The sequence below is a fragment of the Burkholderia sp. BCC1999 genome (assembly GCF_905339975.1).
Taxonomy (GTDB): domain Bacteria; phylum Pseudomonadota; class Gammaproteobacteria; order Burkholderiales; family Burkholderiaceae; genus Burkholderia.
Map to the genome: position 1 here is coordinate 101,008 of NZ_CAJPHP010000001.1, position 12,377 is coordinate 113,384.

The window sequence follows — 12,377 nt, forward strand, 5'->3', positions numbered from 1 at the left end:
TGTCTCCGGATTTTCCCTAGTGATTTGCACGCCGATGAGAGGGTTCGGTATGGGAAACGGCCCGCCGCGCATGGCATGAGAATAAGGGTTTTCGCTGATCAGAACGCATCGAAGGTGATGAGAATATTCGACGGTCTGCCGCTTGCGCCGCGACGCGCCAATGCACCGGGAGGGAATGTGTCAGCCTTTGAAATCCGATCCGCGAACGAATCCGACACACAGCGGATCTTCGAAGTCCATCTGGATTCCGTCACGCGACTGTGCGCGGCGGATTACTCGCACGAGCAGATCGCAAGCTGGCTGGACGGGCGCACGCCGGCCATGTATCTCGATGCGATCGGGCGCCACGCACTGTGGGTTGCCGACGACGGCGACGTACTCGGGTTTGCGGAAACGGCCGGCGAAGAACTGACCAAGCTGTTCGTTCGCGGCGACCGCGCGCGCAGTGGCGCGGGCCAGGCGCTGCTGGAGACGGCCATGTCCGGCATCGCACGCGACGGATGCGCTCGCGTCTATCTCGAGGCGACAACGAATGCGGTGCCGTTTTACGAACGCCACGGCTTCGCCGTGATCGGCACCGGCCATTTTTCCCACGGAAACAGCCCGATTCAACTTGAAATCGTGAAGATGGAGAAACGGCTGTCGCGAGAATAGCCGTGCCCTCAGGCGACCCGGATCCCGAAGTTCTCGATCATCATGGCCGCCTGATCGTAGGAGACGGTCGCGCCGCGCAGCACGCCGGATGCGAGCAGTTTGGGCATCGCGCCCAGATCGACGTCGCGCAGGTCGGCGCCCTCGAAACGGGCGTCGTTCAGGTGTGCGTTGCGCAGGCTGCCGCCTTCGAACACGGCATCGCGGAAGTCCGCGCCGGCGAGGTCGGCGTCCGAGAAATCGAGTGCGACGAGCCGCGTCTTCCGGAACGAGAAGCGACGGAGGCTCGCGCCGACCAGCAGCGTGTTCGCGAATTCGAGGCCAAGCGATTTGCATTCCTCAAAATCCGCCCCGGTCAGTCGGCATTCGTCGTACCGGACCGAACCGAGCTTGCTGCGCCGCCAGCTCGTATTGTTGAGATCGCATGACTGGAACACGGCGTCCTCGAGGTCGCACGACGCAAAGTCGGCCTGGCGGGCGCGGCAGCGGATCCACGATGTGTGCGCGAGCGTGGCGCCGACGAACGACGCTTCCGCGAGCGCGCATCGTTCGAAGCGCGCGCCGCGCAAATCCAGGCGCGACAGGTTCGCGCCTTCGAGGTCGCAGTCCTCCAGATGAAGGGGCGCCGTCGAGCCTTCGACGAGTTGCATCAATTCGGCGCGATCCAGCGTGCGGCCGGTCACGGAGACACCAGGGGTCATGAGGCGATCCATAGTCATGTGAATGGGCGGGGCAAACATTGTCTGGATTTCGGTCGCATCGTGCGACCGGCATCGCCTACTGCGCTGCCTTCCTTTTGAGCGCAACCGGCTTGCCGGCCGGTTCGGCGCGCGTCGGCCACAGAATCCGCATCTGCGCGCGCATCGCCAGGTCGTCTGCAGGAACCAGGCAGTATGCGAGACCGATGCGGCTGACCAGCGCGATGATGTCGTCGAGCGCGGGCGCCGACGCGCCGCGCACGGCGACGTACGCGCGGTAGGGCTCGTCCAGCACGCGCCGCCACATCGGCGCGATGTTCTCGACGATGAAGCCGAACACGTCGGTCGACAGGCTCGTGGCCAGGTAGTTGTGGTGAAAGCCGCCGTGATGGCGATCGCGGTAGCGTACCGCGAAGCACACGCTCTCCTCGCAGTAGGCCTCGAAATCGTGTTCGAAGCCGACGAGCGCGCGTTGCATCTCGTCGAAGAATTCGGCGTTCTGGACGCTGATCACACCCTGGATCAGTTCCTTCTTCGTGCCGAAATACCGGTACAGCGTGCGCCGCGAAATGTTGGCGCGCCGCGCGACATCGTCGATCGACAGGCTGTCGATCCCGTGCTCGATCATCGCGTCGAGCGCCGCGCGCAGGATCGCGTTTCGCCCGTCATTGACGCTGTCCATCCTGCTGGCGTCGCCCCAGCGCAGTTGCCGATCCATACCTTTCCTCGATGCCGCATGCCGCGCGGCGTGTGTCGATCCGCCGACCGGTTCCGGCGGTGCGGAATTTTCGCACACATTGTCACAGAAATCGAATTTGTGCCATTATGCGGCACAAATGAGATGTTTTGTGACATAGCGTTCCGGCCGGGTTATCCGGTCGGCGCATTCGCGGGCAAGGTCCGGCCACGCAGGTGTCGGTCGGCGCCCACCTTTGACTGGAGGAGACGATCCATGACCGATTCCACCGTGCTGGCGACCCAGCGCCCCATTCACCGGATTCACGCCGCACCCATCGACGCGCGCTACGCACGCGGTTGGCATTGCCTGGGGCTGGCGGACGATTACCGCGACGGCCGCGCGCATGGCCTGTCGATCTTCGGCACCCGCGTGGCGGTGTTCCAGGGCGAGGACGGGCAATTGCGCATCCTCGACGGCTACTGCCCGCACATGGGCGCCGACCTCGGGCGCGGGCATGTCGAAGGCGACACGCTCGTGTGCCCGTTTCACGGCTGGTCGTGGGCGGGCGACGGGTCTTGCGCGGCGATCCCGTATTCGTCGCGCATTCCGCCGAAGGCGCGCATCAAGTCGTGGCCGGTGATGGAGCAGAACCATCTGCTGTTCGTGTGGAACGATCCGGAGGGCAACGCACCCGATCCGTCGGTCGCGATTCCGCGGATCGACGCGTGCTTCTCCGATGCATGGAGCGACTGGGCCATCGTCAAGTGGGTGATCAACACGAACTGCCGCGAACTGATCGACAACCAGTCGGACATGGTGCACTTCGGCCCCGTGCACGGCGCGCCGCTCGACTATTTCTGCAATACGTTCGCGGGCCCGGTCGCCTACCAGAAGTTGCGCGGCGCAAGCTCGCGGCTGGCGGGAAGCGGGCGGCTGACCGCCGATTCCGCGTACTTCGGCCCCGCGTACCACGTGACGTTGATGACGGGCGAGGCGCAAGGGCAGGCGGTCAACTCGATCCTGCTCAACAGCCACGTGCCGATCGACACGAACAGCTTCGAGCTGCGCTTCGGCGTGATGGTCCAGAAGGATCCCGCACTGTCGGACGAGCAGAGCCGCGCGATGGTCGACGGCTACGTGCTGGCCGCGCAGTCGGCGTTCCGCGAGGATGTCGCGATCTGGGATCACAAGACGCGCGTCGACAATCCGCTGCTGTGCGAAGGCGACGGGCCCATCTACCGGTTGCGCGAGTGGTACCGGCAGTTCTACACCGACGTCGCCGCGCTGCCGGCGCTGCATGCGCGCGTCGAGGTGCACGAGTACCGCGGCGAGAACGCGTGCTGGCGCCAGCTGGCCGATGTACCGGCCGACGCGGCGAGCCGCCTGTCCACGATCTGACACGGGGGCGGCCATCATGCACGACGATCGATACGATTCCGCCGGCGACGCCACGTACGACGTGGTGGTGGTCGGCTCAGGCGCGGGCGCGATGACGGCGGCGCTGCGCGCGCACGATCAGGGCCTGTCGGTCCTGGTCGTCGAGAAAAGCCCCGTGTATGGCGGGACGACGGCTGTCTCGGGGGGCGGTATCTGGATTCCATGCAACGACCAGATCGCGGCGCTCGGCGGAAACGATTCGTATGACGAAGCGATTGCGTACCTGCGCGAAGTCGTTCGCGAGGACTTCGACCGGCCGCGCATCGATGCGTATCTCGAGAACGGTCCGAAGATGGTCGCGTATCTCGCGCAGCACGCACAAACGCGTTTTCACGCGGTGCCGCGTTATCCCGACTACTACCCCGACCGCGTCGGCGGCAAGCCCGGCTTCCGGACGATGGAACCGGCGGCGTTCGATGCCGCCCGCCTCGGCACGCATTTCGACACGTTGCGCGCGCCGTCGCCTGCCACGCTGATCGCCGGCCGCATCGCGATGACGCAGATCGAAGCGCACACGATCGTCACGAAGGAGCGCGGCTGGTTGCGGCTCACTGCGCGCCTGATGCTGCGCTATGCCACCGATTTCCGCTGGCGCCGCCGCACCGCGCGCGACCGGCGCCTCACGCTCGGCAATGCGCTGGTCGCCAGCCTGCGCGCGGCGCTGGCGCAACGCGGCATCGCACTGTGGCTCGACACGCCGATGCGCTCGCTGCAGTCCGACGGCGCGCGCGTGAACGGCGTGGTCGTCGAGCGGAACGGGCGCACGGTCGGCATCCGCGCGACGCACGGCGTGGTGCTCGCATGCGGCGGGTTCGAGGCGAACCAGGCGATGCGCGAGCAGTACCTGCCGGCGCCGACGCGCGCCGAGTGGAGCGCGGCGCCGCCGATCAATACTGGCGACGGCATTCGCGCGGGGCTCGCGCTGGGCGCCGGTGTCGCGCTGATGGACTTCGTCTGGGGCGTGCCGACGGTGCGCGTGCCAGGCGAGGAGAAGCAGCGCGGGCTGTTCGTCGAGCGCTCGGCGCCGCGCTGCGTGATGGTCAACGGGCTCGGACGGCGCTTCGTCAACGAATCCGCGCCGTATCCGGACGTGATTCACGCGATGGTCGCGGATCATGCGCAAACGCAGGCCTGCGTGCCCGCGTGGCTGATCTTCGATGCCGAATACCGCAAGCGCTACCCGTGCGGCGTGCTGCTGCCCGGCAGCGTGCAGCCGGACAGCCGGATCCCGGCCGGCTGGCTGGACTCGGTCATCTATCGCGCGGACACGCTGGCCGAACTGGCCGCGAAGATCGGCGTGAACGCCGACGGCCTGGCGCAGACCGTCGCGCGGATGAACGGCTATGCGGCCACGGGCGTCGATACGGAATTCGGCAAGGGCGGCAACGTGTTCGACCGCTACTACGGCGATCCGTCGTCGAAGCCGAACCCGTGCCTCGGGCCGATCGAGCGCGCGCCGTTCTACGCGCTGCGGCTCGATCCGGGCGAGATCGGCACGAAGGGCGGGCTGCGCACCGATGCGGATGCGCGCGTGCTGCGACCCGACGGCTCGGTGATCGACGGGCTGTACGCGCTTGGCAACACGTCGGCGGCGGTGATGGGCAAGACCTATCCGGGGCCCGGCTCGACGATCGGGCCGGCGATGACGTTCGGCTACGTGGCGGCCAACCACATTGCGGCCGTGCGGCAGCATGCGGGCGAGGCGTCGGCGGCTGGCGCGTGATCGGGCGAACGCGCGCGGGTGGTGCGTCACGGGCCACCCGGCCTGACTTCGCATCCCGAACGATCCGTGGAAAGGCCCCCGAAAGATCCGGATGACAGATTTCGTAAAGTCGGACAGAATGCCCCGGCCTGTCGTGTGTTGGTGAGCGTCGCACCGAACAACAACCATCCGATCATCCCGACTGGGAGCCCACGATATGTCCCATCCCGTGTTTCTGGAGAGCCCGCCGTGGCCGCGCATGCCCGAGGGCCGCAAAGGGGAATTGAAGACCTACTTCGCGGCCGGTGGCCCGTCGCTCGAATCGAACGCGTTCATCCCGCTGTTCTGGCGTGTGCTGTTCGGGTCCGACGATGTCCGCTTCGCGTATTGCATCGACGATTTCGATCCGGATGACGAAGCCGCCGAGCTCGAAGAGTATCTGGAGTCCGCGACACCGGAAGAGCGCGATGCGCGTTATCCGTATCTGGTCACGACGAAAGCGAGTGCGCTCGCGCGCGCGGCGGCCCGCCGCGAGCCGCTCGTTGCGCTGCTCGGCGAGCGCTATCGCGCGATCTACGATGCGTTCGTCGACTACGTTGCCACCGCGTACGGAGAATTCGTGCTGGTGCGAACGAGCGGTTTGCCGGACGTGAGCGACCAAACGGACGCGTTCGCGACCGAACTTGCGCAGGTTGCGTCGCTGGAGCAGCAACGGGAGCCCGACGCGGGCCTCGCGCGCGAGATTCTGGAACTGCGTCGCGCGCAGGATGCCGACGCCGTGTGGCGCACGACGGGCGTGGGCGACGCGCATGCGGATGTCGATCCGTGGCCGAGCCGTGTGCTGGTCGATGCGTTTCCGGCGTGCGCGCCGCGCGCGCGAGACGCGGCATCCGCGGTTCGCGATGTGACGGACAAGCCGCGCTATCGCGAGGGCCGGCTCGACAAGGCGCTCGAATGGGTGGCGGTCGGTGTATTCGCGTTGGCGTTTCTCGGCACGTGGATCAAGACCCGTTCGATCTGGCTGTCGATCCTGGTGACGCTCGTCGTGACCGGCGTGTTCATCTGGGGGATCGTGCGGATGCAGCGCGTCAAATGAGCGGCGGCTGCGCGCCGCCGCCTCAGTCGGCGCCGATCTTGTCTTCGGCGTACACGAGCTGCTGCAGGCGCGCGGCGGCTTCATCGCGCATCTCGATCGAGACCTGCGGCGGCACGCCGGACGCACCCGCTGGCGCGTAAAGCGCGCCGATCAGCGGCGGCTGGGCCGCGACGAACGCGCGCCATTTCTGTGACGACGCACGCATCGCTTCGCGCGATGCAGGCGGCAGGCGGCGTTCGATCGCCGCCGTCACGTCGTCGATATCCCGCAGGTAAAACGGCGTGGCTTGCGCCGCGCAGCGGCCCTTTGCGTCGAGATCGGCGAGCGCCGTGCAGTGCGCACGTTCGAAGCGCGCACCGCGTCGCGGAACGGCAGCGACGCGCTCGGGCTTGTCGTCCGTCGCGGGCGGCAGGCGCGTGGCCAGGCTGAAGCCGCGTGCCGTGCGATCGGCGTCGAACCGCTGCAGCGACAGCGCGCGTTGTCGCGTCAGTTCCATCACGTCGTTCGCGTTCATCGGTGCGTAGACCGTGCCGCGTGTCGTCGCATAGACGGCGCCGATCAGCTTCAGGTCGGCGTCACGGCGCGCGAGCCACGCGCGCTGGGCGCGCAGCAGCGCGGGCCGGTCCGCCGCCGGCAGCGATGCCTGCAGCGCGCGATAGCTGGCGTTGAGCCGTGCGTCCCATGCGTGGTTCGCGTCGACGATGCATTCGTCCTGGCCGCCTGTCGACGCATGTGCGGGATCGTTCAGGCACTGCGTCATCGTCTGGTCGATCGGGTCGAGGCCGGTTGCGGCATCGGGTTGCGCGGCAACGGCGGCAGGCGCGGTGACGACCGCGCAAAGCGCGAGGGCCGCGAGACGTTCGAGCATGGACGGCGTCCTTTTTTGTGGTGCGCGTTGGTGCGCGCTTTGGATCGAAGCGGGACCGTTGAATATCAGCTGCCGGCGGGCCCCGGCCGGCTGAAACGCTGCTCGACCACCTCGGTTCCCCAGTGCGTGCCTGCGGATTCGTCGGTCAGCGTAAAGCCGAACGACTCGTACAGGTGGCGCGCCGAATCCAGTCCCTTGAACGTCCACAGGTAGGTCTCGCGAAACCGGTGCTCATCGACGAAGCGCATCGCCAGCGTCATCATCTGGCGCCCGACGCCGGACCCGCGCAACGCGTCGTTCACGATGAACCAGCGCAGGTGCGCGACGCCGGCGGCCGGGTCGCCGTCGATCGCGAGCGACGCGAGCGTCCGCCCGTCTTCCCGGCAGAGCCACAGTGCCTTGCCGTCGGCCGGCAACGCACCCGCGAACTCGGCCAGCTCGGTCGCCACCCGCTTTTCGAAAAACGCGCCGAACCCCCAGTGCTCCGAATAGAAGCGTGCATGCAGGCTCGCGATATCGCCGATACAGCCCGGTTGGTAGCCTTCGAGAATCGGCGGCGTGTCGGCTGTCGCCGCGGGCGCCTTGGCGGCGTTGTCCTGCGCGAGTGCATCGGCGTACAGCGCGAGCGAACGCAGCAGCGCCTGCTGGTCGGCGGGGATCATGCGACGCAGCGCGTTCGACACCTGATCGGTCGCGAACGTGTCGATTCGTTTCTGGAGCTTTTTTCCTTCGGTGGTCAGGTACAGCTCGATCGCGCGTGCATCTTCGTTCGACACGCGACGCTCCACGACACCGGCTGCCTCGAGCCGTGCGAGTTGCCGGCTCGTATTCGATTTGTCGAGCCGCAGGATGTTGCCGAGATCCTTCGCGTTGATGCCGGGCGCCATCCCGATCTCGATGATCGCGTGAACGGCCGATGGCGCCCAGTCGCTGTCGGCGAGCGTCGCGCGCATGAAGCCGAGCTCGCGCACCAGTTTGCGGGAGAAGTCGCGCAATTCGAGGATGGTCGCGTCGCGAGGCTTGGCAGGCGGGTCGATGAGGTCCATGGGGTGCCCCAAATGGTTGCGTATCGCAATCGATAATAGTTGCGATACGCAACTTGTCAAGGCGATTTTGCCGGCGAGCGGGAGTGGTATTGGCGCGGATGGCGGCGTGCCGCCGGGTGGACGCATACTGCGCATATCGGGCGACCGGCAACTGGCAACCGGCGACCGGCGACCGGCGACCGGCAACCGGCAACCGGCAACCGGCAACCGGCAACCGGCAACCGGCAACCGGCGACCGGCGACCGGCGAGCGGCGGCGTTGCCCGATCATCGATCCAGGTCCGCGGACCACGGAGGCCACCATGAACAAGCTGTTGCCGATGTCGATTGCGTTGCTTGCCGGATGCGGCATCAGTGCCGGATCGCTCCACGCGGCCGGCGACATGGATGCGCCGCCCTGCAGCGCCGCGCATGCGGCGGACCAGGGCGGGAATGCGGCAATGTCGGGTACGTCGGTCCGCAGCTTTTCGACCGCCGGGTGTTCCGGCGCGGTGCTGCAGGGTGACCGCGCCACCGCGACGGTCAACGGCGACCGGATCGAACTGCGCAACGGCATCGTCTATGTGAACGGGCGGTCGTACGGCCCCGTCACGCCCGCGCAGACGGTCGAATACGAGGCCGCGCGCGACAGGCGCACGTTGAAGGTCGACGGAAAAGTCCGCACGCCGCTGCGCTGATGGCCCGCCGCGTCGGCCACGCGGCAGTCGCGGCGCGTGACGTCACGTCGTCTTCGGGTAGCTGACTTCCATGCCCGCGCGCACGTCCTGCTGGATGCCGTACTGCGCGAACGGATAGCGCAGCCCGTTGCGCGACAGCGCCTCCATTCCGGTAATGGCCAGTTCGAGCGCGTCGGGCGCCAGCGCCATCAGCATTTCGTCGTCGAGCACGCCGCCGTAGCGGCGCTCCGCGTAGCACGGAATCGACAGGCTCGGCTGCCCGGTCGACAGCGCGCGGCCCCACGAATCCGCGCAGGCCGATTCGCCGACCACGCTCCAGTCGAAGCGCTTGTATCCCGACCATTGCAGCCCGTTGATGAAATACATCATCGCGCCGGGCGTCGCGTAGAACAGCGCAATGTCGGGCTCGATGCGGCCGGCCGCGAGCGGCGACACGACGAGCGCGTCGTACTTGCCGTCGGCCACGCAGTGCATCGCGGCCTGGTGGGCGCGCGAATCTTCCTGCGTCGCATACCAGACGCCCGCCATCTGCTGGCCGGACGCCCACTCGGCATCCTTCGCTTGACCGAGCCCGACGACCGACCGGCATTGCGCGCCGACGAGGTCGTCGGCCGTGATGCCGACCGTGAAGCCGAGCCGCGCCGTTTGCCCGACGATCTGGTCCAGCGAATGGATCGCCTTCGGGCGGCGAATGCGCGGGACGGCTTCCATGTCCTCGCGCCGTTCGAACAGCTTCATCCCGAACGGGATGCTGCGCAGCTTGAGCAGCCGCTCGAGGTCCGCCGACAGTCCGGCAAGCGTGTCTTTCATGTGGGGTCTCCGGGATTCGCCGGACCAGTGTAGCGATCCGCGCCAGCCCCTTCAACACGCCGCCGGGCACTTATTCGACCAGTGTCAGCCGGCCGTCGCTGAGCCGCACTTCGCGTCCGATCCATGCCGGATCGACGCGCGGCAGCACGGCCGACGGCTTGCGCAGTTCGCGCAGCAGCGTCGCGCCGTGCGACAGCCGGCCGCCCATGCGGGCGATGACGGCGCGCGCGGTCTGGTACTGCGCGTGCCGGCCCGGGTCGAGCGAATCTTCGAGCAGGATGTCGTGGCCGAGCACGCCTTGCGTGTGGCCCGGATAGATCATGAAACCGGTGGCCTCGTCGGTGCCTTCGCTGCCGTCCTGCCAGAAGCTGCCGTTGCGTTCGCGGCGCTCGGGGTGGGGCGCGAACCAGGTGTCGCGGTCGGCGGCCGGCATCGCGTGATGCAGGCGGAAGAACACGCGCATCAGGTTGTCGCGATACCACTCGCGTACCTGCAGATACCAGCCGCGCATGCCGGGCGCGCCGAGCGTGTGCAGCACGCGGACCGGCAGCGGCCAGTCGGGAAAGGGCTGCAGCGGCAGGTCGATGGCCGCGGGCCGCGCGGTGCCCGGATCGGTTTCCCACGGCAGGCGGTGCGGGCTGTCGTCGAGCTGGCCATAGGCGGTCGGCGGCCGCCCCCACAGTGCGCCGCCGCTGCTGGCGAGCGATGACGCGATGCACAGGTTGCCCTGTACGACGAACACGTAGAAGCGCGTGAACCAGTCGGCCAGTTGCTGGCCGTCGGCGCGCTGTTCGACGAGCGTCGCGAGTTCCCGGTCGAAGCGCTGCAGGCCGCGCGCGAGCGTCGGCAGGTGCCCGCGCGCGACCCGCAGCATGCGCCAGAACACCGGCAGCGAGCGCAGCAGGCGCAGCGGACGCCAGCGCAGCGGCGGCGTCGCGCCGCCGATCTCGCCGCTGTAGTTCGCGGCCGATACACCCCAGTCCGCGAGACGGGCGAGGAACAGGTCGTTGTTGATGTACGACGCGCCGCCATACAGCGCGGTGAACGGCTCGTTGTCGCACAGCACGCGTGCGTCCCAACGCGCCATGATGGCCGGGATGCTGCCGGCAGCGCGCCGTTGCGCGTACTCGACCAGCCGGCTCGGCTGCGGCGGCAGGATCTCGGCGATGTTGGCCGAGGTCAGGTGCCGGTGCCAGCCGTAGCTGCTGATCGGGCGGTACTGCAAGAGCCACAGCTGCGTGCCGTCCCACGCCCATTCGACATCGCCGGGCACGTAATGGAACGCGCGCAGCACGCGTTGCAGGAACGCCCACAGCTGCTGCGCGGTCAGCCCGTGAGCGGTTGCGAACGTGCCGTGTTGCCACGGTTCGCCAAGCCGCGACAGGATCGCGCGCTGCGGGCTTGCCTGCCCGTCGGCGAGCGATTCGAGGTGGCCTTCCACCCATTCGACTTCGGCGGCGAGATGGCGCACGAACGCGATACCGGACAGCACGGGCGTGACGACGCGCTGCACGACCGCTTCCTCCAGGCCGCCGTCGAGCAGCTCGGCCACGCGGCCGGCCGCGTGCGATGCCGGCACGCGCAGGAACGTCGTGTGCAGGCCGGCATTCGCCGCGTCGGCCTGGTCTTCGCCGTGGCTCGACGAGCGGATCGCCCATTCGGCGTCGGGCTGGCTCGCGAGAAAACCGGGCAGGCGCGGATCGTCGGCGCGGGTCAGCGACAAGGCGGGCGGCACGGGGAGGCCGGCCAGCGTGGCCAATGCCAGGCGTCCCCCCTTCGTGTGCGCGACGAAGCCCGGGGCGCCGGCTTCGAGCCAATGCGCGAACGCGGCCGGCGCGTCGATCCACGGATAGTGTCCCCAGCCGGGTTGCAGCGTGACGGTGAGGTTGGCGCGCGCGAGGATCGCCGACCACGCGGCGGCCTGCCGCACGCCGAGCACGGCGTCCTGGTCGCCCCATACGAGCTCGATGCGGTCGGTGACCCACTCGAGCAGCGGCAGCGCGGTATCGGCGCGCACGAGATCCCAGTGCGGCAGGAATGCGCGGCAGCGCGCATAGCCGGCGCCCATACGGCGGTACTGCGCGGGCGTCCAGGTCTGGTTCGAGAACTTGCGGGCGAACAGCGCCGGATAGTGCGCAAGCAGCCAGTGGATCGTCTTGCGCAGCGGCTTCGGCGCCATCAGTTTCGGCAGGCGCCGTTCCCACAGGAACGCGCCGACGGGCGCGAGCAGCACGCTGCGCTCGAAGTGGCCGGGGCGCCGCTGCAACGCGTGCAGGACCAGCAGCGCGTTCACGCCGACCGCCATGATCGCGTGGCCCGGTTCGGTGGCGTCCAGCAGCGCTTGCGCATACGCGGCGAGATCCTCGCACGGCGGCGCGGGGTGATCGCCGAAGCCCGGCAGTTCCAGCGGCACCGGCCGGTAGTGCCGGAAGTGGGGCAGTGCATCGTCCCACCAGTCGGCCGCGCTGCCGTTGCCGGCGAGGAGGTACAGGATCGGTTTGCTCATGAATGCTTCGTCGGTCGACGATCGTCGCGGTCGCGCGCGCCCGATCGGGGCGGCGACGCCGGCGGATGCCACGGCTCTCGTTGGTGTTATGCCGATGCGAGTGGAATGGAAGGACGGCCCGCTCGGGTGGATGGTTGCGGGCATTCTACGCGAGTCGATTCCATTCGATTCGCGATGCATTCCGCGTGCGGCTTTTTTCGACGCGCGT

Annotated in this window: 11 protein-coding genes; 5 read left to right on the forward strand and 6 right to left on the reverse strand. The window is 68.1% G+C overall.

The genetic code is table 11. From position 1 onward, the window contains the following. Positions 1 to 24: 24 nt before the first annotated feature. A complete protein-coding gene (locus U5809_RS00465; RefSeq protein WP_322085015.1) occupies positions 25 to 654 on the forward strand; it encodes a GNAT family N-acetyltransferase in 630 nt (209 codons plus the stop codon). A gap of 8 nt (positions 655 to 662) precedes the next feature. Here the strand turns inward: U5809_RS00465 and U5809_RS00470 are convergent, their stop codons facing one another. Continuing rightward, the gene (locus U5809_RS00470; protein ID WP_322085425.1) at positions 663 to 1,364 is read right to left on the reverse strand and encodes a pentapeptide repeat-containing protein; all 702 of its coding nucleotides are present in this window, start codon (positions 1,362 to 1,364) and stop codon (positions 663 to 665) included. A gap of 64 nt (positions 1,365 to 1,428) precedes the next feature. Next, positions 1,429 to 2,067, reverse strand: coding sequence for a helix-turn-helix domain-containing protein (locus tag U5809_RS00475; protein WP_322085016.1), 639 nt, complete (start codon positions 2,065 to 2,067; stop codon positions 1,429 to 1,431). 234 nt (positions 2,068 to 2,301) lie between these two features. Between U5809_RS00475 and U5809_RS00480 the strand changes: the two genes are divergently transcribed. The 3 genes from U5809_RS00480 (at position 2,302) to U5809_RS00490 (ending at position 6,263) form a co-directional block, all read left to right on the forward strand. After that, positions 2,302 to 3,426, forward strand: a complete 1,125-nt coding sequence (locus tag U5809_RS00480) for a Rieske 2Fe-2S domain-containing protein (RefSeq protein ID WP_322085017.1) — start codon at positions 2,302 to 2,304, stop codon at positions 3,424 to 3,426. 16 nt (positions 3,427 to 3,442) lie between these two features. Beyond that, positions 3,443 to 5,188 (forward strand): FAD-dependent oxidoreductase, encoded by a 1,746-nt coding sequence (locus tag U5809_RS00485; RefSeq protein ID WP_322085018.1) that lies wholly within the window; start codon positions 3,443 to 3,445, stop codon positions 5,186 to 5,188. Between the two features lie 196 nt (positions 5,189 to 5,384). Beyond that, positions 5,385 to 6,263, forward strand: a complete 879-nt coding sequence (locus U5809_RS00490; protein WP_322085019.1) for a hypothetical protein — start codon at positions 5,385 to 5,387, stop codon at positions 6,261 to 6,263. A 22-nt stretch (positions 6,264 to 6,285) separates the two neighbouring features. Here the strand turns inward: U5809_RS00490 and U5809_RS00495 are convergent, their stop codons facing one another. Together U5809_RS00495 and U5809_RS00500 are read right to left on the reverse strand one after the other, a co-directional pair. Next, complete coding sequence (locus U5809_RS00495) at positions 6,286 to 7,131, reverse strand: lysozyme inhibitor LprI family protein (protein ID WP_322085020.1); 846 nt, start codon at positions 7,129 to 7,131, stop codon at positions 6,286 to 6,288. A 65-nt stretch (positions 7,132 to 7,196) separates the two neighbouring features. Next, positions 7,197 to 8,177, reverse strand: a complete 981-nt coding sequence (locus tag U5809_RS00500; protein ID WP_322085021.1) for a helix-turn-helix domain-containing GNAT family N-acetyltransferase — start codon at positions 8,175 to 8,177, stop codon at positions 7,197 to 7,199. 301 nt (positions 8,178 to 8,478) lie between these two features. Here U5809_RS00500 and U5809_RS00505 point away from each other — a divergent pair, with 301 nt between their 5' ends. Further along, positions 8,479 to 8,853 carry a sugar ABC transporter ATPase gene (locus U5809_RS00505; protein ID WP_322085022.1) on the forward strand — a complete coding sequence of 125 codons (375 nt, stop codon included), beginning with the start codon at positions 8,479 to 8,481 and terminating at the stop codon, positions 8,851 to 8,853. Between the two features lie 42 nt (positions 8,854 to 8,895). Here the strand turns inward: U5809_RS00505 and U5809_RS00510 are convergent, their stop codons facing one another. Together U5809_RS00510 and U5809_RS00515 are read right to left on the reverse strand one after the other, a co-directional pair. Further along, a complete protein-coding gene (locus tag U5809_RS00510; RefSeq protein WP_322085023.1) occupies positions 8,896 to 9,663 on the reverse strand; it encodes a DUF169 domain-containing protein in 768 nt (255 codons plus the stop codon). Positions 9,664 to 9,733: 70 nt separating this feature from the next. Then, positions 9,734 to 12,169 (reverse strand): PEP-utilizing enzyme, encoded by a 2,436-nt coding sequence (locus U5809_RS00515; RefSeq protein ID WP_322085024.1) that lies wholly within the window; start codon positions 12,167 to 12,169, stop codon positions 9,734 to 9,736. Positions 12,170 to 12,377: the final 208 nt, after the last annotated feature.

Coding starts and splice junctions, on each gene's coding strand:
- U5809_RS00495 (WP_322085020.1), bottom strand. CDS start 7,131: ATGCTCGAACGTCTCGCGGCCCTCGCGCTTTGCGCGGTCGTCACCGCG.
- U5809_RS00475 (WP_322085016.1), bottom strand. CDS start 2,067: ATGGATCGGCAACTGCGCTGGGGCGACGCCAGCAGGATGGACAGCGTC.
- U5809_RS00480 (WP_322085017.1), top strand. CDS start 2,302: ATGACCGATTCCACCGTGCTGGCGACCCAGCGCCCCATTCACCGGATT.
- U5809_RS00505 (WP_322085022.1), top strand. CDS start 8,479: ATGAACAAGCTGTTGCCGATGTCGATTGCGTTGCTTGCCGGATGCGGC.
- U5809_RS00485 (WP_322085018.1), top strand. CDS start 3,443: ATGCACGACGATCGATACGATTCCGCCGGCGACGCCACGTACGACGTG.
- U5809_RS00470 (WP_322085425.1), bottom strand. CDS start 1,364: ATGGATCGCCTCATGACCCCTGGTGTCTCCGTGACCGGCCGCACGCTG.
- U5809_RS00510 (WP_322085023.1), bottom strand. CDS start 9,663: ATGAAAGACACGCTTGCCGGACTGTCGGCGGACCTCGAGCGGCTGCTC.
- U5809_RS00515 (WP_322085024.1), bottom strand. CDS start 12,169: ATGAGCAAACCGATCCTGTACCTCCTCGCCGGCAACGGCAGCGCGGCC.
- U5809_RS00490 (WP_322085019.1), top strand. CDS start 5,385: ATGTCCCATCCCGTGTTTCTGGAGAGCCCGCCGTGGCCGCGCATGCCC.
- U5809_RS00500 (WP_322085021.1), bottom strand. CDS start 8,177: ATGGACCTCATCGACCCGCCTGCCAAGCCTCGCGACGCGACCATCCTC.